General features: G+C 67.6%; 22 protein-coding genes. 10 read left to right on the top strand and 12 right to left on the bottom strand.

Annotated elements, in window-relative coordinates; genetic code table 11:
- Positions 1–431: 431 nt before the first annotated feature.
- Entirely contained in the window at positions 432–1,355 is a 924-nt protein-coding gene (locus HWX07_RS06160; RefSeq protein WP_175875623.1) for a LysR family transcriptional regulator, read from the bottom strand.
- Positions 1,356–1,421: 66 nt separating this feature from the next.
- On the opposite strand from HWX07_RS06160, the gene HWX07_RS06155 reads away from it, so the two are divergent.
- The gene (locus HWX07_RS06155; RefSeq protein ID WP_175875622.1) at positions 1,422–2,039 is read left to right on the top strand and encodes a LysE family transporter; all 618 of its coding nucleotides are present in this window, start codon (positions 1,422–1,424) and stop codon (positions 2,037–2,039) included.
- A gap of 49 nt (positions 2,040–2,088) precedes the next feature.
- Here HWX07_RS06155 and HWX07_RS06150 read toward each other — a convergent pair whose 3' ends face one another.
- Positions 2,089–2,721: an NAD(P)H-dependent oxidoreductase gene (locus HWX07_RS06150; protein ID WP_175875621.1), complete on the bottom strand. Its 633-nt coding sequence runs from the start codon at positions 2,719–2,721 to the stop codon at positions 2,089–2,091.
- 132 nt (positions 2,722–2,853) lie between these two features.
- Here HWX07_RS06150 and HWX07_RS06145 point away from each other — a divergent pair, with 132 nt between their 5' ends.
- The gene (locus tag HWX07_RS06145; RefSeq protein WP_175875620.1) at positions 2,854–3,732 is read left to right on the top strand and encodes a LysR substrate-binding domain-containing protein; all 879 of its coding nucleotides are present in this window, start codon (positions 2,854–2,856) and stop codon (positions 3,730–3,732) included.
- A gap of 78 nt (positions 3,733–3,810) precedes the next feature.
- Here the strand turns inward: HWX07_RS06145 and HWX07_RS06140 are convergent, their stop codons facing one another.
- Positions 3,811–5,061 (bottom strand): saccharopine dehydrogenase NADP-binding domain-containing protein, encoded by a 1,251-nt coding sequence (locus HWX07_RS06140; protein ID WP_175875619.1) that lies wholly within the window; start codon positions 5,059–5,061, stop codon positions 3,811–3,813.
- 43 nt (positions 5,062–5,104) lie between these two features.
- Entirely contained in the window at positions 5,105–6,022 is a 918-nt protein-coding gene (locus HWX07_RS06135) for an acetoacetate decarboxylase family protein (RefSeq protein ID WP_175875618.1), read from the bottom strand.
- Between the two features lie 251 nt (positions 6,023–6,273).
- Between HWX07_RS06135 and HWX07_RS06130 the strand changes: the two genes are divergently transcribed.
- Entirely contained in the window at positions 6,274–6,681 is a 408-nt protein-coding gene (locus HWX07_RS06130) for a DUF3224 domain-containing protein (protein WP_175875617.1), read from the top strand.
- 9 nt (positions 6,682–6,690) lie between these two features.
- Here the strand turns inward: HWX07_RS06130 and HWX07_RS06125 are convergent, their stop codons facing one another.
- The 5 genes from HWX07_RS06125 to HWX07_RS06105 form a co-directional block, all read right to left on the bottom strand.
- Positions 6,691–8,256, bottom strand: coding sequence for a methyl-accepting chemotaxis protein (locus tag HWX07_RS06125; RefSeq protein ID WP_124462760.1), 1,566 nt, complete (start codon positions 8,254–8,256; stop codon positions 6,691–6,693).
- A 282-nt stretch (positions 8,257–8,538) separates the two neighbouring features.
- Complete coding sequence (locus HWX07_RS37155) at positions 8,539–8,664, bottom strand: hypothetical protein (protein ID WP_264169985.1); 126 nt, start codon at positions 8,662–8,664, stop codon at positions 8,539–8,541.
- Positions 8,657–9,502, bottom strand: a complete 846-nt coding sequence (locus HWX07_RS06115; protein ID WP_175875616.1) for an MBL fold metallo-hydrolase — start codon at positions 9,500–9,502, stop codon at positions 8,657–8,659. Before HWX07_RS06115 ends, HWX07_RS37155 begins: the two co-directional genes overlap by 8 nt.
- An 18-nt stretch (positions 9,503–9,520) precedes the next feature.
- Positions 9,521–9,847, bottom strand: coding sequence for a hypothetical protein (locus tag HWX07_RS06110; RefSeq protein WP_175875615.1), 327 nt, complete (start codon positions 9,845–9,847; stop codon positions 9,521–9,523).
- Positions 9,840–10,370 carry a sugar ABC transporter gene (locus tag HWX07_RS06105; RefSeq protein WP_175875614.1) on the bottom strand — a complete coding sequence of 177 codons (531 nt, stop codon included), beginning with the start codon at positions 10,368–10,370 and terminating at the stop codon, positions 9,840–9,842. Before HWX07_RS06105 ends, HWX07_RS06110 begins: the two co-directional genes overlap by 8 nt.
- A 169-nt stretch (positions 10,371–10,539) precedes the next feature.
- Between HWX07_RS06105 and HWX07_RS06100 the strand changes: the two genes are divergently transcribed.
- Positions 10,540–11,433: a LysR substrate-binding domain-containing protein gene (locus HWX07_RS06100; RefSeq protein ID WP_175875613.1), complete on the top strand. Its 894-nt coding sequence runs from the start codon at positions 10,540–10,542 to the stop codon at positions 11,431–11,433.
- 57 nt (positions 11,434–11,490) lie between these two features.
- Here HWX07_RS06100 and HWX07_RS06095 read toward each other — a convergent pair whose 3' ends face one another.
- The gene (locus HWX07_RS06095; protein ID WP_175875612.1) at positions 11,491–12,396 is read right to left on the bottom strand and encodes a LysR family transcriptional regulator; all 906 of its coding nucleotides are present in this window, start codon (positions 12,394–12,396) and stop codon (positions 11,491–11,493) included.
- A gap of 116 nt (positions 12,397–12,512) precedes the next feature.
- On the opposite strand from HWX07_RS06095, the gene HWX07_RS06090 reads away from it, so the two are divergent.
- Positions 12,513–13,103 (top strand): flavodoxin family protein, encoded by a 591-nt coding sequence (locus tag HWX07_RS06090; protein ID WP_175875611.1) that lies wholly within the window; start codon positions 12,513–12,515, stop codon positions 13,101–13,103.
- Positions 13,104–13,177: 74 nt separating this feature from the next.
- Complete coding sequence (locus tag HWX07_RS06085; RefSeq protein WP_175875610.1) at positions 13,178–14,233, top strand: aldo/keto reductase; 1,056 nt, start codon at positions 13,178–13,180, stop codon at positions 14,231–14,233.
- A gap of 13 nt (positions 14,234–14,246) precedes the next feature.
- Here the strand turns inward: HWX07_RS06085 and HWX07_RS06080 are convergent, their stop codons facing one another.
- Positions 14,247–14,930: a TetR/AcrR family transcriptional regulator gene (locus HWX07_RS06080; RefSeq protein WP_175875609.1), complete on the bottom strand. Its 684-nt coding sequence runs from the start codon at positions 14,928–14,930 to the stop codon at positions 14,247–14,249.
- 52 nt (positions 14,931–14,982) lie between these two features.
- On the opposite strand from HWX07_RS06080, the gene shc reads away from it, so the two are divergent.
- Entirely contained in the window at positions 14,983–17,046 is a 2,064-nt protein-coding gene (shc, locus tag HWX07_RS06075; protein ID WP_175875608.1) for a squalene--hopene cyclase, read from the top strand.
- Between the two features lie 85 nt (positions 17,047–17,131).
- Here shc and HWX07_RS06070 read toward each other — a convergent pair whose 3' ends face one another.
- Positions 17,132–18,046 carry a LysR family transcriptional regulator gene (locus HWX07_RS06070; protein WP_175875607.1) on the bottom strand — a complete coding sequence of 305 codons (915 nt, stop codon included), beginning with the start codon at positions 18,044–18,046 and terminating at the stop codon, positions 17,132–17,134.
- Between the two features lie 149 nt (positions 18,047–18,195).
- Here HWX07_RS06070 and HWX07_RS06065 point away from each other — a divergent pair, with 149 nt between their 5' ends.
- Genes HWX07_RS06065 through HWX07_RS06055 form a run of 3 tightly spaced genes read left to right on the top strand, consistent with a single transcriptional unit; the run spans position 18,196 to position 21,045 of the window.
- Positions 18,196–19,320: an FAD-dependent oxidoreductase gene (locus HWX07_RS06065; protein WP_175875606.1), complete on the top strand. Its 1,125-nt coding sequence runs from the start codon at positions 18,196–18,198 to the stop codon at positions 19,318–19,320.
- A complete protein-coding gene (locus HWX07_RS06060; RefSeq protein ID WP_175875605.1) occupies positions 19,313–19,612 on the top strand; it encodes a (2Fe-2S)-binding protein in 300 nt (99 codons plus the stop codon). Before HWX07_RS06065 ends, HWX07_RS06060 begins: the two co-directional genes overlap by 8 nt.
- Entirely contained in the window at positions 19,609–21,045 is a 1,437-nt protein-coding gene (locus HWX07_RS06055; protein ID WP_175875604.1) for a (2Fe-2S)-binding protein, read from the top strand. Before HWX07_RS06060 ends, HWX07_RS06055 begins: the two co-directional genes overlap by 4 nt.
- The last annotated feature ends 6 nt before the right edge of the window (positions 21,046–21,051 follow it).

The raw sequence follows: 21,051 nt of genomic DNA, 5'->3' as shown, positions 1-21,051 counted from the left end.
TCGCCTCGTCGTTGATCGTCGGGTAAAGGCTGCGGGTTTAAAGACGACGGGAAATGTTCGCCGCAGTCCGACATCGCGCCGGTCTGCAAGGACGTCGTCAAATGTCTGATAAAAAGATGAAGAATGAGTGCAACTTTACCGACGCTCATTCATTGGCGCGATAAAGTACATCGCGACATTCTTTTAGCGACGCGTGCGCCATAGCGCGCCATTTCGGTAAAAGCCGGCCGACATCCCGTCGGCCTCCGCGGCGTCGAGCCAAGCCCTTCGCGCGAATAACGGGCTTGCGAGCACGCGTCGATCGACGCATTTTCCGTTCGCAGGCCGGCATGAGCAAGCATCAGCACGGACATTCATGCCTTATTTCGATTCGAGGTTGCGTTTGCCCGATGAGTCGTTGATATCGATGCGAGTGCGGACAAAGCCCCCCGTCAAACCATCTCCCTCAACCACCCCAGCAACGCCGCCTGCGCACTTCCTTCCGCCACCGGCGCCGGCGTCAACAGGTAGTAATCCGATCCATCCTCGACGAACCCCATCGGCGCGACCAGCACACCGCTTTCAATGTCGTCGCGCACCAGATGCCACGGCCCGATCGCAACCCCAAGCCCCGCGACGGCTGCCTGCAGACTGAAGTAGAAGTGATCGAATCGCTGCCCGCGCCCGTTCGCGGCCGGCTGATTCGCCGCCACCGCCCACGCGTTCCATGCGTCCGGCCGGGTCCGCGTATGCAGCAGCGCGGCGTCGGGCTTCAACGCGCGGCCGCCGCGCCGCGATGCAAACCACGCACCGACCTTGTCCGGCCGGCAAACCGGCCCCACCCGCTCGGCGAACAGATGCTCGGCGTGATACCCCGCCGGCCACGCGAAATCGTTGCGACGTATCGCCATGTCGATACCACTATCGAACGAGAACGGCCCGCCCGCGGCGGCCAGATGGATATCGACGCCCGCATGCCGCGCCTGGAAATCCGGCCAGCGCGGGATCAGCCAGCGCATCAGCAGCGTCGGCTCGCACGACAGGACCGAACGCCGCGCACGGGCGGCCTCCGTGCGCAACGCGTGGGCGGCGTGACGCATCAGGCCCAGCCCGTCATGGACGGCCCGGGCGAGTGTGCGGCCCGCCTCGGTCAGGAACACGCGACGACTGCGCCGCTCGAACAACGTCACGCCCAGATCGTCCTCGAGCAGACGCACCGCGCGGCTGACCGCGCCATGGGTCAGGCACAGCTCGTCGGCCGCGCGACTGAAATTCTCGTGACGCGCCGCCGCGTCGAAACAACGCAGCGCCATCAGAGACGGCAGGTTCGCACGAATCGATTGTGACTCGAACTCACCATTCTGGTCAGAAATCATCGTTTTTCCTGATGAAGCACGATCGATAGGATTGTGCCATCAACCCATCCAGCGCAGGAGAAACGTATGACCGAATGGATAGTCGTAGTCACCATTACGCTGCTGGCCGTCATCAGCCCGGGGCCGGACTTCGCGATGGTCACACGCAACAGCCTGATGCTGTCGCGTCGCTCCGGCGTGCTCACCGCATGCGGGATCGGGCTCGGCGTAACGGTCCACGTGTGCTACACGCTGCTGGGCGTGGGGCTCCTGATCCGTCAGTCGCCGTGGCTCTTCAATGCCGTCAAGCTGATCGGCGCGATCTACCTGATCTACCTCGGCGCCAAGATGCTCCTGACGAAAGCCGGCGGCGTGCAAGCCGACCGCCGCGTGGCGGCGCTGTCGGATCTCGCCGCGCTGCGCACGGGCTTCCTGACCAATGCGCTGAATCCCAAAACCACGGTATTCATCGTCAGCCTGTTCATGCAGGCCGTCCGTCCCGACACGCCGCTGATCGTGCAGCTCGGCTACGGCGCGTTCATCGCGGCCGCACATGCCGGCTGGTTCGCCCTCGTCGCGATGTGCTTCTCGGCCACGGCTGTCCGCGATCGGCTGCTGTCGCTGCGACACTGGATCGATCGCACGTTCGGGTGCCTGCTGGTGGGCTTCGGCGTCGTGCTCGCCGTCGCACGCGGCGGGCGCTGACACTCGACCCGCGCGGATGCGCAGCGCCGGGTGCCCTGCGCCACCCACGTCAGAACGTCCGTGCAATCGTTCGTGCCTCGTCGATCGCGCGACTCCGGTCGACCTTCCCGTCCGGGCCGAACAACGTGCGCTCGACGACGATCCCCGTGCTGTCCGTCACGCCCACGAACTTGAGCCACGTTTCCATGTAAGGGCGCTGCAGATCGAACTCGGCGGCCGGCGTAAACGACCCCGGCGACTGATAGGCGAGCCCGCGCGCGTAGACCACCGCCGCCTTTTTCCCGGCCAGCTTGCCGGTGAAACCCGTTCCGTCGAACGTGAACAGCACGTCCTTCTGCGAGATCACGTCGATCAGGTGCTTGAGCTTGTACGGAATGCTGAAATTCCACAGCGGTACGCCGAACAGGAACTTGTCCGCTTCGTGGAACAGCGCCGCGAGCCGCTCGATCTGCTGCCACGCAGCCGCCTGCTCCGGCGTCAACGCCGTGCCGCTCAGTCCGGCGTATTTCGCGGCCAGCGCGGCGCCATCGAATTCGGGCATCGCCAGATCCCAGATGTCGAGCTTCCGGATCTCGTGATCGGGATGGGCCTGCCGGTACGCGTCGAGAAACGCATCGCATACCTCGATGGACGCCGAATAGGCCTTGTTGGGTGAGCCTTCGATATAGAGCACGTGTGTCATGGTGCCGATCCTTGCCAAGCGTGACGACGGCGCGCGGCATGCGCGCTCGCCCACTGCCCTTCGCAGCCTAGCGGGTCGGCCTATAATCCGGAAACGATATTAATTGATCGAATTAACCCGGATTATTGATGAATGAACGCTCCCCTCGACACAGCGCTGCTTCATACGTTCATCGCGGTCGCCGACGTGCGCAGCTTCACCGGCGCCGGGCGCCGGCTGAACCTCAGTCAGTCCGCGGTCAGCGCGCAGATCGTTCGCCTCGAGGAACAGGTCGGCCAGGCACTGCTCGCGCGCAACACGCGCAGCGTCACGCTCACCGCGCATGGCGAGACGCTGCTCGGCTACGCGCGCGCGATGCTCAATCTGAGCGAGGAAGCGCGCGCCAGGCTGGGAACGGGTGACGCGATCGACGTCAAGCTGCGGATCGGCGTGTCGGAGGACTTCGCCAGTGGCTGGCTGCCGGACCTGATGCGCCGTCACGGCGCCGCGCGGCGCGGCCTGCGGCTGGATCTGGTCGTCGACATCGGCGACAGCCTGTTTCAACGGCACGCCAACGGCGAATTCGATCTCGTGATCGGCAGCCGGTGCTCGCACGCGGGCCACGGCGCGACGTTGTGGCAGGAGCCGCTCGTCTGGGCGTTCGCGCGCCACGAGCCGCTTCCGGAAGGCGACGTGCCGCTCGCGTGCTTCCCCGATCCGTGCCCGTACCGCGGCGCCGCCATCAAGGCGCTCGCGCTGGCCGGCATGCGCTACCGGATCGCGTGCGAAAGCCCGAGTGTGACCGGCATCCGCACCTTCGCGCGGGCCGGCATCGCAATCGCGCCGGTGCCGCGCAGCGCGATCGACGACACGCTTCGCGAATTGGGTTTGCCCGAAGGCTTGCCGGAATTGCCGGCGATGGAATTCGTGATGATGCACGACGCGCGGATGCCGGCGGCCGCCGAATTCGCCGCGATGATCGTGAGCGAAGCGGCCGCCCGCACGGGCACGGGCAAGCGTCGCCGTGCGTAGCGGGTAGAGCCCGCCAGCGTACCGGCCAAGGCATCCATGCCCCCTCGCGGCTGCTCGAATAGCTGACGCGAACTGCGCTCAGATCACCTCGAAACGCAAGCCCGCGTGGCGAACGAGACGGTCGATGAAACGCTCGTCGAACATCGTCGCGGGCGTCCAGAACCCGCCGCCGCGCCCGGTCTTCACACCGTCACGGCTGCCATCGATCGCGAGGCTGATCGCGGCCTGGCCGAGCATCTTGCCGGTGGAGCCATAGCCGGGATCGCGATCGCCGGTGACTTTCACGCGCAGCGTTCTGCCGTCGTCCGCGCGGCCGAAGAAGCGCAAATCGTAGCGGCCGGCCTGCTGGGCTTCGACGCTCGGCCCCTCGCCGGGCTTCGGCAGCAGGAAGCGCTCCATCAGGCCGCGCACCGGCGCGATGAGGACACCGACCATGAATGCGCCGAGGCCCGCCACCATCGCCAGCGCGGTCACGCGCCCCTTCAGGCCCGTGCCCGTCATCACGGCTTCGTCATAGGTAAAGCGGCTGCCGTAGGCATTGTCCGCCAGCGCATTCGAGCGGTGCACGACGCGCTCGTTGATCGCCGCCATCACGAACGGCGCGATCCACGCATCGCAGTCGCGATCGAATTCGGCGGATCGAACCGCATGCTGCCGCATCGTAAAGCCATGCCGTTGCGGGCACAACGAATAAGGATCGAGCAGTTCCCGGCGCAATGCCGGATCGGCCGCCGCTTCGCGCACGACGTTGATCACGCTGGCCACGGTGCCGCCCGACGCGCCGCCCTTCAGCGTTTTGACGCGCATCTTCACGCGGGCGGCCGGCATGCCCCACTGCTGCCGCGCCTGCTGCTGCAGGAAGAAAACGCCCATGTCGGACGGCACCGAATCGAAGCCGCAGCAATGCACGATGCGCGCGCCCGATTGCCGGGCCGCGGGCTCGTACTTGTCGATCATCCGTTTGATCCACTGCGTCTCGCCGGTGAGGTCGCAATAGTCGGTGCCGGTTTGCGCGCAGACCCGGACCAGCGGCTCGCCGTACAGCGCGTAGGGGCCGACGGTGGACACCACCACCCGCGTTTGCGCGCACAGCGCCCGAAGCTGCGCTTCGTCGGCCGCGTCGGCAACGATGATCGGCACCGACTGCCCGGCCGCGCCGAGCGTATCCCGGACTTGCCTGAGCTTTGCGTCGGACCGGCCCGCGAGCGCCCAGCGCAGCGTCTCGCCTGCACCCGCGGTGGATAGATAGTCGGACAGATAGCGGGCCAGAATCTGCCCCACGAAACTCGTGGCGCCGAATACGACGAGATCGTAGGTCGGTTGCGGCATGGACGACTCCTTTGGCGCGCGCGCATCGCACGCATCCGTATCGTTAGCGGGGCTTTCGGGGTTCATCGAAGGCCGTCAACGGCGTCGGCAGATTCAGCACCAGTTGCGCATCCTTGACCACGTCGAGACGCACGATGGCGGATGCGCCGAGCCCGTCGAGCAACTGACTCAGCGGGCCGCCGTGCCGCACCAGCTCGACGTTGCGCGGCAACAGGCGCTGCGCGAACGACAGCATGTTGGTCTGCACCGACGACTGGTGCCATTCGCCGTCGATGCGATTGATCATCGTCGTGGTGCCCATGTGCGATTGCGGCGGAACCTGGATCAGCGCAGGCAGCGGCACGCTCAGGCTCAGATCCGGCCGGCCGCCCGGGCCGGCGATACGTGCGCGCGCCGTCGCGCCGATGTCCACGTCGATATCCGCAAGCCACTTCGGCAGCTGATAGCCGTGCACGCCCCGCACCCGCGCGATTTCCGTCGTGACCGGCAGCGCCAGTACGTGCGCGAAGAAACTCCGGCGCCGCATCGAGTCGATCAGCTCGAGCGCGTGGGAGCCTTTCGCGCCGGGCCGGCGGATGACCACCGCGACGGATACTTCGTCGTACGGATCGTTGTCGCACACCGAATACGAAAAGAACGTCAACGCGACGAGCCCGTAGCCGGGCAACGCCCGCAGCGGTTCGAGCGGTACGGGGAGCATGGTTCTCAGGCGGTCGAGCGGCGCCAGGAACAGCAGCTGAACGCTGCTGGAGCGATAGTAGAAGTTCGGTGCCCACGTCGGGCCGACCCGCGATGCTACCTGACGCTTCGGAATCCGGCGGAAGAAATCGATGTTTCCCGCGGCAGGGTCGCGCGCCACCGCGTCCAGGTCCGGGTTCATCCGGAACCGGTCGTAGTACCCGCCCTCGGGCACGTCGACCGTATGCGGCCCGAATTCGACCTGTGTAAAACGCCTGTCCATGCTCGTTGTCTCCCGTCGATGGTCGACCGGGGCAGGCAACACCCGAAGCCTGCCGATTCACCGTGGTCAGCAGGCACTCTAAGCTTTAAGTCAGCTTCAAGGTCAAGGCGCCGAGTAGAGGAATATGTCGGACTGCGGGAGGCGCGACTTGCCGGCGGCATTGTTTCGCCGGCGATTGCGCGCCGCAATCCGCCCATCGCCGACAGCATTCGCCTATAGTGCCGATTGCCCATTCAACGAGGAGAACAGTCATGACACTGCAGGCCCGCGGTCCGTTCGAAGTGAAGCTGAATCCGGAACCCTTGAGCAACGTCGCGGAAGGCAGCGGGCTCGGCCGCATGTCGCTGGACAAGCATTTTCACGGCGATCTGGAGGCCGTCAGCCAGGGAGAAATGCTCGCGTTTCGCAGCAGCGTTCAGGGTTCGGCCGGCTACGTGGCGATGGAAACCGTCAAAGGCGTGCTCGGCGGACGCAAGGGCAGCTTCGTGCTGCAGCACAGCTCCACCATGACGCGCGGGCAGCCGGCGCAGTCGATCACTGTCGTGCCCGACTCCGGCACGGGCGAATTGATCGGGCTGTCCGGCGCGATGCGCATCGACATCGACAACGGCCAGCATGCGTACCGCTTCGACTACGCATTGCCTGACGCGCCGCAATAAGCCCGCCCGTCACGCGAGCGCCGCTTCGCGCAGACGGAACTGCGCGACCGCCGCGCTCAGCCGCGCGCCCTGTTCGTCGAGCGACAGCGCCGCGGCCGCCGCCTCCTCGACCAGCGCGGCATTGCGCTGCATCGTCTGCTCCATCTGGATCACCGCGGCGTTCACCTGCTCGATGCCCGACGACTGCTCGTCGAACGCCTGGCTCGTTTCGCCCATGATCGCGTTGACGCGCTCGACCGCCGCGACGAGCTCGGTCATCGCCGAGCCGGCCAGCGCGACGAGACCGCTGCCGTCTTCGACGCGTTGCGCGGAATGACCGATCAGGTCGCGAATTTCCTTCGCCGCCGCCGCACAGCGCTGGGCGAGCCCGCGCACCTCGGTCGCGACGACCGCGAACCCTCGCCCCTGCTCGCCCGCGCGCGCGGCTTCGACGGCGGCGTTCAACGCGAGGATGTTCGTCTGGAACGCGATGCTCTCGATCACGCCGACGATGCCGGAAATGCGCGTGGAGCTCGTCGAAATTTCCGACATGGTCGCGACGACGCGCTGCATCGCTTCGCCGCCGCGCGACGCGATGCCGGCCGCGCCCTCGACGTACGTGCGCGCATCGCGTGCGTTGTCCGCGTTCTGGCGCACGGCCGCCGTCAGTTGCTCGACGCTCGCGGCCGCCTGCTGCAGCGACACGGCCTGCTGCTCGGTGCGTGCGGACAGGTCGACGTTGCCGCTCGCGATGGTGCGCACGTCGCCAACGATCGTCTCGGTGCTCGCACGCACCTGGCTCACGGTATCGACGAGGCCGTCCTGCATCCGCTTCAGCGCATTCAGCAGATACGCCATCTCGTTCTCGCCCGGGACGACGACGGTACCGGTCAGGTCGCCTTTCGAGATTTTCTCGAACTGATCGACCGCGAGATTGATCGGCCCGATGATCGCCTTCGCGAGCACGCGCTGCGCAACGAAGCCCACGACGAGCGCCAGCACCGCGACCGCCCCCATCCCCCACACGATCCGGTGAAAATTCACGCCGGCCGCCTCGTAGCGGGCCTTCTGGCGCGCGACCTGGAACGATTCGAGCGCGTCGATCGCCTCCTGGTAGGCGGCAAACAACGCCGGCGGCGCGGTGCGCTGCGTGTCGAGGAAATTGAACGCGTCGTCGCCGTCGAGCTGTGACAGCGCCTTCAGGAACACGCGGTCGAGCAGCGCGCGCCGACGGCTCTGCAGCGTGTCGAACAGCGCCTGCTCGCTGGCGTCGCGCGCGTGCAGACGCGTGTACGCGTCCAGTTCGTCGTTGCTCTGCTTGAGCAATGTGTGAAGTTGCGCGACTTCCTCCTTCGCGGGCTGGCCGGCGCTGATGATCTGCGCGACGTCGCTCATGCGTTCGCGCAGCACGAGCATCCGCTCGGAACTGGTCTTCAGGTGCAGCAGCGACGCGGTGTCGTCTCGGTACATCGCCTCGAGCGAACCGTTGCCGATGGTGAGGGCCGCGATGCCCGCACCGACCACCAGCACGAGCAGCACGGTATAGCCGGCGATGGTCGCGACGAGTCCACCACGGATAGTGAGTTGTTTTCGCATGACGTTCCCTTGAGCCGGCCGGGCACGGCCAGCGGCGGAGGTGAATTCCGGAACACGAACGGCGCGCGCCATGACGCACTACGCGGCGCGGGGTTGCGAACGAGTTAACGGCGCGGGGAACGGGCGGCTTTTATCCGCACGCGACACGAATCTTGACGATTGCGACAGAGGGGGAAGGCGCGCAGCGCGGCTACCGGCAATCGTCGAGCCTCGAACGAATTTCGTCGGCCGACGCGCCGCGCCGGTGCGAGGCGATCTGCCAAACGTTTCCGCGCGCGTCCTTCACCCTCGCCGCCGGCCGCCGGACGGCGCTTCCAGCGGGATCGCCTGCAACGCGAGCGTCCGTCGACAGATCGAATCGGAGTCGTCGACATACACGTACGGAAACACCTGTATCGCGTCAGGCATCGGTCTCGTAAAACAGCCCGTATTCACCACTCGTCCGCCTGATTCGCGCGAACCCCGGTTCGCCCAGATGCATGCCGGCGATCAACAGCCCTTCCGAGCTGACCCGGTCCAGCAGCCTCGAACGCGTCGTCGCCGCCTGCGACGCATCCTGGTCGAACGCAATCGACACGTCCGGCCGCTTGATCTGGATGTGCGGAAAATGCACGATGTCGCCCCACACGAGCAGGCCCTGATCGCCGGATGCGAGCAGGTACCCGGTATGCCCGTCGGTATGCCCCGGCAGCGGAATGGCGGCGATGCCGGGAAGCACCTCGCCCTCCTCGAAGATCCTGAGCGCGTCGCTGTAAGCGTCGAATACCTGACGCGCGATCCGGAAATTGCCGCGGGCGCGCTCGCTGGCGCGGCTCAGGTTGCCGTCGTCCCGCCAGAATGCGACCTCGCGTCGATGCGCGACCAGCTCCGCATTCGGAAACGCGACGTGTCCATCGGCATGCACCAGCCCGCCGACGTGGTCGGGATGGGCGTGGGTGAGCAGGACGGTGTCGATCGCGGCAGGCTCGACGCCGGCGAGCCGCAAATTGTCCATCAGGCGGCCGCCCCATTGTTTGATGCCGCCGGCCCCGGCGTCGATGAGCACCATACGGCCCGCGCCGCGCACCACGTAGCAGTTGATATGCACGGCGGACGGCGCCAGCTGCCCGGCCGCACGCTGCATCCCGGCGGCGTCGGTCGCGTCGATATTCGACAGGAAATCGAGGCTGGCCGTGAGGTAGCCGTCGCTGATCGCGGTGATCGTGAACTCCCCGACACGCTGGCCGGGAAACGTAACGTTGGACATCGTGCAGCTCCGCGGCGGTTAGTTTCGGGCGTGAAGGTTCGGTGCGGCATGACCGAAGCAACGGATGCGTGCGGTCAGCCCGGTGCGCCGGACGATGGCGTGATCCAGCGCCTCCATGAACGCGTTCATGACCGCGGGCGGGCGAGACGACGCGTCGCGATACTGGATTTCCGCGAAAACGGGATGCCCGCAGCCATGCCGAACCGCTACGTAAATGACGTGGACGTTCGTGACTTCTGCCTGAAGGACCCGCGTACAAAGGTCGATGCAGTCGTCGGACAGTTCGGCGAGGCGCGCGTCCGGCGGCATGCGTTCCGCATCGATATGGAAAGTCACGTTAGGCATCGCGGGCGGCCTTCGTCAGTTGCGCCGTCATCGGTGCGTAAAGGTAAAGCCCGGCCGGCACGTTCCCGGCAAGCGACGCATCGCTCTGCGGCAGGACCGCGAGCCAGCGGCGCGCCGGAAACTGTTCCAGCGCGACGGCCTGCATGGCCAGCGGCGTCAGGCCCAGTTCGATCAGCGAGTCGGGCCCGCTTGCGCTCAACACGAGCAGTTCATCGGCATTGACCGCCGGCGCACGACCGATGTCGCTATAGAGATTGCGGTGCCAGTCGGTGATGTGCTGCTGCCATCGCGCGAAATTGCCGCCGCCCTTCTTCCGATATTCATCGCCGGTCAGCACGTCGAGGCCGTCGATCGTGTGAACGGCCAGATAGACGGGGCAGCCGTCGCTGATCGCCCTGAAGCGCTGCGACGTATGAAAGCCGGTCACCGAGATGAGGGCCGGCAGCTTGTCGAGGCTGTAGAAGTCGTTCCATTCGGCTTCGCTGACAGGGTCGGCGAAGCTGCATTCCACGGTGTAGATCATCGGATTTTCCTTCGTGACGGATGCGCATCCTGTGCTTCGAATGCGGGATATTCAGTGCAGTGACGTAATGCTAATCTGCTGTTTTCCGCGTAGATATCGACTTAAAGTCAGCCTTCAGTGATATTTGTTCAAGCTGACGGCCGAACGCGGTACGACCCACGAGACTCCGATGCGACGCAAGATCCCGAGCAATTCCGCGCTTCTGGCCTTCGAGGCGGCGGCCCGACATGGCAGCTTCGCCCGCGCTGCCGACGAACTGGCCCGCACCGAGGGCGCCGTCAGTCGCCAGATCGGCCGGCTGGAGGCGTTCCTCGGCGTGACGCTGTTCGAGCGCGTCGGCAACCGGGTGCGGCTTGCCCCCAACGGCACGCGATACGCAGTGCAGGTGCGCGAGATTCTGGACCGGCTGGAACGGGACAGCCTGTATCTGATGGGGCAGCCCGTGGCAGGCGCGAGCATCGATATCGCCGCGATTCCGACCTTCGCGACCCGCTGGCTGATCCCGCGGCTGAAGCGCTTTCAGGATCGCCATCCGAACGTCACCGTGCATATCGCCGAACGGATGGAACCCTTCCTGCTGGCCGGCAGCGGATTCGACGCGGCCATTCATTTCGAGCATCCGGCCTGGGCCGGCATGCATCTGCATCCGCTGCTGGAGGAGGTGCTGGTGCCCGTCTGCAGTCCGGCGCTTCTCGAAGGAGTTGGCGCGAACCCGTCGCTGGATGCGCTGCCGCGCCTTCACCGGCGGCAGAATCCGGACGCGTGGCAGCGCTATGCGCAGGAGACCGGCATCGTGCTGACCAATTCGGCGGTCGGGCCGCGATACGATCTTCATTCGATGCTGATCGAGGCCGCGCTGGCCGGCCTGGGCGTCGCGCTGGTGCCGCGCCTTTACATCGGCGCCGAGCTCGAACAGGGGCGTCTGGTCGCGCCGTGGCCCGACGGCAAGGCGGTAACGAAAAACTTCTGCCTCGTGCTTCCTGAGCCGATCGAATTGAGCACGGCGCCGGTGCGGGCGTTCGCGGAGTGGGTACTGGGCGAGGCGCGAGGTTTGGCGCGTTGATGCCGCACCCGCTGTTCATCGCGACACGGATTGGGAAGGGCCTGCTCCGCCGCCCCGCTAATCGAGGTACGGCTCCAACACGCCCCCGATCCAGTCCATGAAAGCCCGCACGCGCGGCGAAAGATTGCGCCGATGCGCGACGACGAGCGACGCGGCAAGCGGCTCGGGCCGCAAGTCGGGCAACACCTCCACGAGCGCGCCGCTTTCGACGTGATGCGCGAGCGCCGAATAGCCGGCCTGGATCAGCCCGATGCCCGCCAGCCCGGCCGCGTGATAGGTCTGCACGCTGTTGACCTGCATCGCGCTCGGCAACGGCAGCCACGCATAGCCGTCGCCGTCCGGGTATTCCCAGCCGGGATGCCGCGCGCCGAGCGTCAACGTGTAGTGGATCATCTTGTGCCGCTGGCTGTGCAGATCGGCGAGCGTACGCGGCACGCCATGCCGCGCCAGATAGTCGGGGCTCGCCGCATTCGTCATGCGCAGCTTGCCAAGCGGCCGCGCAACCAGCGTCTCGTCGGCGATCGGGCCGAGCCGGATCACGCAGTCGAACCCTTCCCGAACCAGATCGACACGCCGGTCGGTGCTCGAAAGTTCCAGCTCCAGGTCCGGATGCGCGGCCATCAGTTGCGGCAGCGCCGGCACCACGACACTGCGCGCGAGTTCCGTCGGCATGTCCACGCGCAACCTGCCGCGCAGCGATGCGCCACGCCCCGAGAACATCGACTGCAATTCCTGCACTTCGGCGAGCAGGTCGGTTGCGCGCGCATAGAACGCGCGTCCGTCTTCGGTGAGCTGCACGCGCCGCGTGGTCCGATGCAGCAGTGCGACGCCCATGTCCCGTTCGAGCGTGCGGACGACCGTCGATACCCGTCCCTTCTGAATACCGAGGCTTTCGGCCGCACGCGTGAAGCTCGCCATTTCGGCGACACGGGCAAAAATCAAAAGCGCATCAAGGTTCTGCATTGTTCATCCGGAAAGTAACAGAACGTTCAATCTGTCGTCGTTTATCACCCGATCGCGGCTCGCTAAAGTGGTTTCCCTCGTCGTCCGAACGACACTCCGAACAAAAGGAAACCCTCATGGATCAACTCAACCCGCCGGTGAAAACGGCCGTCGTCTACCACTCCGGCTACGGCCATACGCAACGGATGGCCGCCGCCGTCGCGGACGGCGCCGGCGCCGCACTCGTCGCGATCGATGCCGACGGCAACCTTGCCGACGACGCGTGGAACACATTGGCCCGCGCCGACGCGATCCTGTTCGGCTCGCCGACTTACATGGGCGGCCCGAGCTGGCAGTTCAAGAAGTTCGCGGACGCGTCGTCGAAGGTCTGGTTCGAGAGCGGATGGCAGAACAAGATCTTCGGCGGCTTCACCAACAGCGCAAGCATCAACGGCGACAAGCTCAATACGCTCGAATACTTCTTCCTGCTGGCCGGCCAGCACGGCGGCATCTGGGTCAGCATGGACATCAAGCCGGCCAACCTGAAAGCGTCGACGCGCGACGACCTCAACCGCATGGGCGCCTACATCGCGCCGATGGCGCAGACGCCGGCCGATGCGTCGCCCGAAGAGATGTCGCCGGGCGATCTCGAAACGGCCCGCCGCTATGGCGCGCGCGTCGCGGCGATTGCCGGGCAGTTGCGGGCCGGCCAGTCACGCTCCAACTAACATTCCGACGTTCATGCGGGGCGCCACCGGCCGACGCCTCGCATTGTGTCCGGCCGATTCTGAAGGGCACTCCAATGAAATACAAGCAATTGGGCCGCACGGGCCTCTATGTGTCCGAGCTGTGTCTCGGCACGATGACGATGGGCGGCAACGCGGATGCCGGCATGTGGGCGGCGATCGGCGCGGTCGGCCAGGACGACGCGAACCGCCTGATTGCCCGCGCGCTCGACGCAGGCGTCAACTTCATCGACACCGCCGATATTTACTCGTTCGGCCAGGCCGAGCGCGTGGTCGGGCAAGCGCTGCGCGACCTCGGCGTCCCGCGCCACGAGATCGTGCTGGCGACGAAGACGGCCGGCGTGATGGGCGCGGGCCCGAACGACCAGGGCGCGTCGCGCGGTCACATCATGGATTCGGTGCAGCGAAGCCTGGAACGGCTTCAGGTCGACCATATCGACCTGTACCAGATTCACGCGAGCGACCCCGTCACGCCGATCGAGGAAACGCTACGCGCACTCGACGATCTCACGCGACAGGGGCTGATCCGTTACGTTGGCGTGTCGAACTGGCGCGCGGGCAAGATCGGCAAGGCGCTCGGCCTGAGTGCCGCGCTGCACGCCACGCGCTTCGAGACGCTGCAGGCCTACTACTCGATCGCCGGGCGCGACGTGGAGCGCGAACTCGTTCCGCTCGCCGTCGACGAGCAGATGGGGCTGCTCGTGTGGTCGCCGCTCGCCGGAGGATTGCTGTCGGGCAAGTTCGGCCCCGGTGCGTCGACCGAAGCGGGGTCGCGGCGCGGCCATTTCGATTTTCCGCCGGTCGATCTCGATCGGGCGTGGCCGTGCGTGGCGGAAATGCGCGCGATCGCCGGCGCGCATGGCGTGTCGGTCGCACGGATCGCGCTCGCATGGTTGCTCGCCAGGCCGGCGGTCACGAGCGTCATCATCGGCGCCAAGCGGATCGACCAGCTCGACGACAACCTCGGCGCGGTCGATGTCGTCCTGACCGACGATGAGCTGGCGCGTCTCGACGCCGTGAGCGCGTTGCCGCCCTGCTATCCCGGCTGGATGATCGCGCGTCAGGAAGCGGGCAGGGTTCCCGGGCCGTTCATGCGCACAGCGTCGAAATAGGATCGGCGGCGCATCACTTCGGAAACACGCCCCTGCTCATCGCATCGAGCTGCCGAACGATCTCCGCGCGCAATTCGGCCGATACCTCGACGCTGTCGAGCAGTTCCGAAATCCACAAGCCGTCGGCCGCGAGCCGGCAGATCATCAGCGTCGCGGCCTGCTCGAGCGGCACCGGGTCGGGCCGTGTCCATTCGCGCATCGGCACCGACCAGCGCGCACGCGTGTCCTGCTCGGTGATCATCGACGCGACCAGCACGCGCAGCACCTCGATACTCGCGGCCGGATTGGCCGCGTCGAGCACCGCATGCAGATACGCGCGCGCCGCCGCGCCGTCGCCGCTGGAATCGGCCGCCATCCGCGCGGCCAGTTGCGCGCCGAACCGTTCGGTCGCCTGCCCGAACAGCGCATCCAGCAGCCCCTGCTTGTTCGCGAAGTGATATTGCAGCGCGCCTTTCGTCACGCCGGCCCGTTCGGCCACCGCATCGAGCGTCAACGCGGCCACGCCGTGATGCGTCGCGATCTCCGACGCGGCCGCCAGCAATTGCGCGCGCACTTGATCCGGCGCTTTTTTTCGCCGCACGCCGGCCACGGCTGCGGCCGGCGCCGATGATCCTTCGGAGGCCCGTGCATCGGGCGTTCCAGCGGGTTCGGCAGGCGCGGACACGTCGCGCGGCGCGGGTTCGAGGCGTTTTTTCATGGTGCGGATGGTAGCACCACGCGTCTCGAGATAAACATTCCATCTGGATGGTATGATCCGCCGCATGAACAAATCGGCCCCCTCTCCCTGGTCCGCGCTCGACGCTGCCATCGCTCGTGGACGCGACGCACTTGTGCGCCTTCAGCAGCCCGACGGCAGCTGGTGTTTCGAACTCGAATCCGACGCGACGATCACCGCGGAATACATCCTGATGATGCATTTCATGGACCGGATCGACGACGTGCGCCAGGAAAAGATGGCGCGCTACCTGCGCGCGAACCAGCGGCTCGACACGCACGGCGCCTGGGATCTGTACGTCGACGGCGCGCCGGACGTGTCGTGCAGCGTGAAGGCGTACTTCGCGCTAAAGGCGGCCGGCGACAGCGAACACGCGCCGCACATGATCCGCGCGCGCGACGCGATCCTGAAGCTCGGCGGCGCGGCACGCTCGAACGTGTTCACGCGCATCCTGCTCGCGACGTTCGGCCAGGTGCCGTGGCGCGCGGCGCCGTTCATGCCGATCGAATTCGTGCTGTTCCCGAAGTGGGTGCCGATCTCGATGTACAAGGTCGCGTACTGGGCGCGCACGACGATGGTGCCGCTGCTGGTGCTGTGCTCGCTGAAGGCGCGTGCGCGCAATCCGCGCAACGTGTCGATCCGCGAGCTGTTCGTCACGCCGCCGGAAGAAGAACGCCGGTACTTCCCGCCCGCGCGCGGCATGCGCCGGTTGTTCCTTGCGCTCGATCGCATGGTCCGCCCTATCGAGCCGCTGCTGCCGAAGCGCTTGCGGCAGCGCGCGATCCGGCATGCGCAAGCGTGGTGCGCGGAGCGGATGAACGGCGAGGATGGGCTCGGCGGCATCTTCCCGCCGATCGTGTACAGCTACCAGATGATGCAGGTGCTCGGCTATCCGGACGACCATCCGCTGCGGCGCGATTGCGAGAACGCGCTGGAGAAGCTGCTGGTGACGCGACCGGACGGCAGCATGTATTGCCAGCCGTGCCTGTCGCCGGTGTGGGACACCGCGTGGAGCACGATGGCGCTCGAGCAGGCGCGCGGTGTCGCGGCGCCGGAAACCGGCGACACGGCTTCCGGCGCGCCGCGCGAACTCGACGAGCGCATCGCCCGCGCGTACGACTGGCTGGCCACGCGCCAGGTGAACGACCTGCGCGGCGACTGGATCGAGAACGCCCCGGCCGACGTCGAACCGGGCGGCTGGGCATTCCAGTATGCGAACCCGTACTACCCGGACATCGACGACACAGCGCTCGTCACCGCGATGCTCGATCGCCGCGGCCGCACGCATCGCGACGCGGACGGCACGCACCCGTACGCGTCGCGCGTCGCACGCGCGCTCGACTGGATGCGCGGGCTGCAATCGCGCAACGGCGGCTTCGCGGCGTTCGACGCGGACTGCGACCGCATGTATCTGAACGCGATTCCGTTCGCCGATCACGGCGCGCTGCTCGATCCACCGACCGAGGACGTATCGGGCCGCGTGCTGCTGTGCTTCGGCGTGACGAAGCGCGCCGACGACCGCGCGTCGCTCGCCCGCGCGATCGACTACGTGAAGCGCACGCAACAGCCCGACGGCAGCTGGTGGGGCCGCTGGGGCACGAACTACCTCTACGGCACGTGGAGCGTGCTGGCCGGCCTCGCGCTCGCCGGCGAGGACCAGTCGCAGCCCTATATCGCCCGCGCGCTCGACTGGCTGCGCGCGCGGCAGCACGCGGACGGCGGCTGGGGCGAGACGAACGACAGCTACATCGATCCGAAGCTGGCCGGCACGAACGGCGACGAGAGCACGTCGAACTGCACCGCGTGGGCGCTGCTCGCGCAGATGGCGTTCGGCGACTGCGAATCCGATTCGGTGAAGCGCGGCATCGCGTATCTGCAGTCGGTGCAGCAGGAAGACGGCTTCTGGTGGCACCGCTCGCACAATGCGCCGGGCTTTCCGCGCATCTTCTATCTGAAGTATCACGGCTATACCGCGTACTTCCCGCTGTGGGCGCTCGCGCGTTATCGGCGGCTGGCAGGGGCGAAGGATGCGGGCGCAACCAGGTCGTGCGCGTCCGGTGCATCCGCCACACCCGCAACGGACGACGCGCTCGCCTGAGCCGGGAGCCCGGCCGAAACGGCAACGCGCCGGCACGCCCGACGGCGTACGGCGCGCTCGAAGCGACTCCCCTCCCTGTTCCCGCTTACGCATCGCGCGGCGCACGCATCCGCGCGAACGCGTCGCGCACATCCGCGCAGAACGCGTCGCCGATCATCGACAGCGGCTGCGACGCGGACGTCACCAGATAGAAGTGATCGGGCACGGCCGGCTCGAACGGCTTGACGGCCACGCGATGCCCCGCATACGCGGCCGTCACCGGATCGATCAGCGCGACGCCGGCGCCGTTCGCGACGAACGCGACGATCGTTTGCGACAGTTGTGCCTCGATCGACAGCACGCGCGACACGCCGGCTTCGACGAATACGCGATCGATCGCGCTGCGCGCCTCGAAACTCGGCGGAAACGAGATGAACGCTTCGTCGCGCAGGTCGGCCGGCCGCACGACGCGCTTGCGCGCGAGCCGATGCCCGCGCGGCACGATGCAGCGCATCGCGCTTTCCGCGAGCCGCTCGCCGCGCACGGCCGGATGCGGAACGGGTTCGGCGATCAGCCCGACATCGCATTGCCCCGACGCGACCTTGTCGACGACGGTGGATGCACTGTGCGCGAGCAACGTGATGTCGACACCCGGATGCGCGTGCGAGAAACGCGTGACGAGCTGCGGCAGCAGGTCGAGCGCGACGGCCGGCGAGCCGGCCACGCGCAGCGTGCCGCGCCGCATCGCACGGATCTGCTCGGCGGCCTGCGCGACGCGATCGAGGCCGACGAACGCGCGTTCGACCTCCTCGTACAGCACACGCGCCTGCGCGGTCGGCGTGAAGCGCCCCTGCTGCCGCTCGAACAGCACGAAGCCGACCCGCTCCTCGAGATCGGCGATCAGCCGGCTCACGGCCGGCTGCGAGATATGGAGATCGCGTGCCGCACGCGTGACGGTATGGCGCTGCATCACCGCGCGAAACGCTTCGATCTGGCGAATCCTGAGCGAGGGCGTGGTCATAACACTGGATTATGGGTCGTTGATCAAGCTGTATTGGACAACCCATTTTGCCTGCCCGAACATCGGTTCCGCAACGTATTGTAAGCAAGGAACCGCGCCGCCATGGGATATAACATGCAACCGCCTCACCCGCGATACCGGAGCCGTGCATGACCATACGCCGCTTCGACGTCGTCGTGGCCGGCGGCGGTCTCGTCGGCATGGCCATCGCGTGGGGCATCGCGCGTCTCGGTCAGCGCGTCGCGGTGTGCGACGGCGACGACATCGCGTTTCGCGCGGCGCGCGGCAATTTCGGGCTCGTATGGGTGCAGGGCAAGGGCGGCCGCTGCCTGCCGTATGCGCGCTGGTCGCGCGAATCGTCCGAGCGCTGGCATGCGTTCGCCGCGCAGTTGCAGCGCGAAACGGGCGTGGACTGCGCGTTCGAGCGCCCGGGCGGCATCGAGCTGTTCGAGCAGCACACGGAACTCGACAGCGCGACCGACCTGCTCGAATCGCTGCGCCGGCAGGAAGCCGCGCTGTCGTACGAGGTGCTCGATCCGGCGGCGCTGCGCCGGCGCGTTCCCGCGGCATCGCCGTCGCTGGCCGGCGCGTTGTGGTCGCCGAACGACGGTCACGCGAATCCGCTCACCACGCTGCGCGCGATGCTGCAGGCGTTTCAGCAGTGTGGCGGTGTCTATCTGCCGCGCAGCGAAGTCACCGACATCCGGCCGCGCGCCGGGCGCTTCGAGATCGACACGCGCCACGCGCAGCTCGAAGCCGGGCGCGTGGTGCTCGCGGCCGGCCTCGACAACGCGCGGCTCGCGCCGATGGTCGACCTGCGCGCACCGATCTCGCCGTTGCGCGGCCAGATCATGGTCACCGAACGCCTCACGCCGTTTCTCGACTATCCGACGCTCGTCGTCCGGCAGACGCCGGAAGGCTCGGTGCTCCTCGGCGATTCGGCCGAAGACGTCGGCTTCGACGACGGCCAGACACGCCCCGCGATGGTCGACATCGCACGCCGCGCCCGCACTGCGTTCCCGGCGCTTGCTCATGCGCGCATCGTGCGCGCATGGGGTGCGCTGCGCATCATGACGCCCGATGGCCTGCCCGTCTACGAGGCGTCGGCCACGTACCCCGGCGCGTTCATCGCGATCTGCCACAGCGGCGTGACGCTCGCGGCGACCCACGCCGATCTCGTCGCGCCGTGGATCGCCGGCGGCGCCGCGCCGGCCGACCTGTCCGCCTTTACCACCGCGCGCTTCGCCGCGCCCACGGAAGCCCGGCATGTTTGAACCGCTCACTCCCGCCGCCGCGCTGCTCGAGCGCGTGCGCATCCATATCGACGGCACGCCGCACGACGTCCCCGCGCATTACAGCGTCGCGGCCGCGATGCTCGCCGCCGGCTCGGCCGCGTGCCGCACGAGCGCGGTGAGCGGCGCGCCGCGCGGCCCGTTCTGCATGATGGGCGTGTGCTTCGACTGCCTCGTCGAAATCGACGGCGTACCGAACGTGCAAGGCTGCATGACGCCCGTCGCCGACGGCATGCAGGTGCACGCGATGCACGGCAAGGCGAGGCTCGCATGACGCGCCGCCAGTGCGACCTGCTGATCGTCGGCGCCGGGCCGGCCGGCATGGCGGCGGCGACGGCCGCGCGTGCGGCCGGCTTGTCGGTCGTCGTCGCGGACGAAGGCCACGCACCCGGCGGCCAGATCTACCGCAACGTGGCCGATGCGCCGGCGCCGCTCGCGCAATGGCTCGGGGCCGACTACACGGCGGGCCGCCCGCTCGTCGACGGCCTGCTCGCCAGCGGCGCGCATTACCTGCCGCGCAGCGTCGTGTGGCAGGTCGCGTTCGAACCGGCGCCCGTCGCGATGCTCACGCAAGGCGGCCCGGCGCGCGGCACGCTCGACATCGGCGCGCGCGCGGTGCTGATCGCGACCGGCGCGCAGGAGCGGCCGTGGCCGGTACCCGGCTGGACGCTGCCCGGCGTGATGGGCGTCGGCGCCGCGCAGACGCTGCTGAAAGCGTCAGGCCTCGCGCCGTCCGCCGACGCCGTGCTCGCGGGCAGCGGCCCGCTGCTGTGGCTGTTCGCCGCGCAATTGCTGAATGTCGGCCGGCGCGTGCGTGCGCTGGTCGATACGACGCCGCGCGATGCGTGGCGCCGCGCGCTCCCGCATGCGCTGCCGGCCCTGCGCGGCGCCGACTATCTGCTCAAGGGCTGGCGCATGCTGCGCGCGGTGCGCCGCGCCGGGATTCCGGTGTATCGCGGCGCGACCGACGTCCGCATCGACGGCGAAAGCCGCGCCGAACGCATCCGCTTTCGCGACGAAGACGGCGTCATGCAAACCCTCGACACGTCGCTCGTGCTGCTGCATCAGGGCGTCATTCCGTCGACGCAGCTCGCGCGTTCGCTCGGCTGCGCACATGAATGGGACGATTCGTCGGCATGCTGGCGGCCGCGGTGCGACGCGCGCGGCCGCAGCAGCATGCCGCACGTGTGGATCGCAGGCGACGGCGCGGGCATCGGCGGCGCGCGGGCGGCGGCACTCGCCGGCGAAATATCAGCGCTCGACATCGCCGCGCAACTCGGCGCGCTCGACACGCAACGACAGGCCGCACGCGAGCGCCCGGTGCTGCGCGCGTTGCGCCGCCACCTCGCGGTGCGCCCGCTGCTCGACGCGCTGTACACGCCGCCCGCCGCGCTGCGCCGCCCCGACGACGGCACGATCGTGTGCCGCTGCGAGGAAGTCACGGCCGGCGAGATCCGCCAACTCGCGGCGCTCGGCTGCCAGGGGCCGAACCAGATGAAGGCGTTTACGCGCTGCGGCATGGGCCCGTGCCAAGGGCGCTGGTGCGGCACGACGGTCGGCGAGCTGATCGCCGACGTGCAGCAGCGCAGCGTCGGCGACGTCGGCCATTACCGAATCCGCGCGCCGATCAAGCCCGTCACCGTCGGCGAGATGGCCGACGCCCTCGAACTGTCGAACGATTTTCAGCGCGGCGAATTTCCGAGCTGACATGCA

Source organism: Burkholderia sp. BCC0097, from assembly GCF_902832985.1.
GTDB lineage: Bacteria > Pseudomonadota > Gammaproteobacteria > Burkholderiales > Burkholderiaceae > Burkholderia > Burkholderia orbicola.
This window is presented reverse-complemented; position numbering and strand designations above follow the sequence as displayed.

Bases quoted from the DNA above. Each gene is read 5' to 3' on its own strand.
- HWX07_RS37155 (WP_264169985.1), bottom strand. From the start codon at position 8,664: ATGCCTGACGCGATACAGGTGTTTCCGTACGTGTATGTCGACGACTCC.
- HWX07_RS06065 (WP_175875606.1), top strand. From the start codon at position 18,196: ATGACCATACGCCGCTTCGACGTCGTCGTGGCCGGCGGCGGTCTCGTC.
- HWX07_RS06135 (WP_175875618.1), bottom strand. From the start codon at position 6,022: ATGGACAGGCGTTTTACACAGGTCGAATTCGGGCCGCATACGGTCGAC.
- HWX07_RS06070 (WP_175875607.1), bottom strand. From the start codon at position 18,046: ATGACCACGCCCTCGCTCAGGATTCGCCAGATCGAAGCGTTTCGCGCG.
- HWX07_RS06060 (WP_175875605.1), top strand. From the start codon at position 19,313: ATGTTTGAACCGCTCACTCCCGCCGCCGCGCTGCTCGAGCGCGTGCGC.
- HWX07_RS06110 (WP_175875615.1), bottom strand. From the start codon at position 9,847: ATGCCTAACGTGACTTTCCATATCGATGCGGAACGCATGCCGCCGGAC.
- HWX07_RS06085 (WP_175875610.1), top strand. From the start codon at position 13,178: ATGAAATACAAGCAATTGGGCCGCACGGGCCTCTATGTGTCCGAGCTG.
- HWX07_RS06105 (WP_175875614.1), bottom strand. From the start codon at position 10,370: ATGATCTACACCGTGGAATGCAGCTTCGCCGACCCTGTCAGCGAAGCC.
- shc (WP_175875608.1), top strand. From the start codon at position 14,983: ATGATCCGCCGCATGAACAAATCGGCCCCCTCTCCCTGGTCCGCGCTC.
- HWX07_RS06150 (WP_175875621.1), bottom strand. From the start codon at position 2,721: ATGACACACGTGCTCTATATCGAAGGCTCACCCAACAAGGCCTATTCG.
- HWX07_RS06140 (WP_175875619.1), bottom strand. From the start codon at position 5,061: ATGCCGCAACCGACCTACGATCTCGTCGTATTCGGCGCCACGAGTTTC.
- HWX07_RS06090 (WP_175875611.1), top strand. From the start codon at position 12,513: ATGGATCAACTCAACCCGCCGGTGAAAACGGCCGTCGTCTACCACTCC.
- HWX07_RS06080 (WP_175875609.1), bottom strand. From the start codon at position 14,930: ATGAAAAAACGCCTCGAACCCGCGCCGCGCGACGTGTCCGCGCCTGCC.
- HWX07_RS06055 (WP_175875604.1), top strand. From the start codon at position 19,609: ATGACGCGCCGCCAGTGCGACCTGCTGATCGTCGGCGCCGGGCCGGCC.
- HWX07_RS06130 (WP_175875617.1), top strand. From the start codon at position 6,274: ATGACACTGCAGGCCCGCGGTCCGTTCGAAGTGAAGCTGAATCCGGAA.
- HWX07_RS06095 (WP_175875612.1), bottom strand. From the start codon at position 12,396: ATGCAGAACCTTGATGCGCTTTTGATTTTTGCCCGTGTCGCCGAAATG.
- HWX07_RS06160 (WP_175875623.1), bottom strand. From the start codon at position 1,355: ATGATTTCTGACCAGAATGGTGAGTTCGAGTCACAATCGATTCGTGCG.
- HWX07_RS06145 (WP_175875620.1), top strand. From the start codon at position 2,854: ATGAACGCTCCCCTCGACACAGCGCTGCTTCATACGTTCATCGCGGTC.
- HWX07_RS06100 (WP_175875613.1), top strand. From the start codon at position 10,540: ATGCGACGCAAGATCCCGAGCAATTCCGCGCTTCTGGCCTTCGAGGCG.
- HWX07_RS06155 (WP_175875622.1), top strand. From the start codon at position 1,422: ATGACCGAATGGATAGTCGTAGTCACCATTACGCTGCTGGCCGTCATC.
- HWX07_RS06115 (WP_175875616.1), bottom strand. From the start codon at position 9,502: ATGTCCAACGTTACGTTTCCCGGCCAGCGTGTCGGGGAGTTCACGATC.
- HWX07_RS06125 (WP_124462760.1), bottom strand. From the start codon at position 8,256: ATGCGAAAACAACTCACTATCCGTGGTGGACTCGTCGCGACCATCGCC.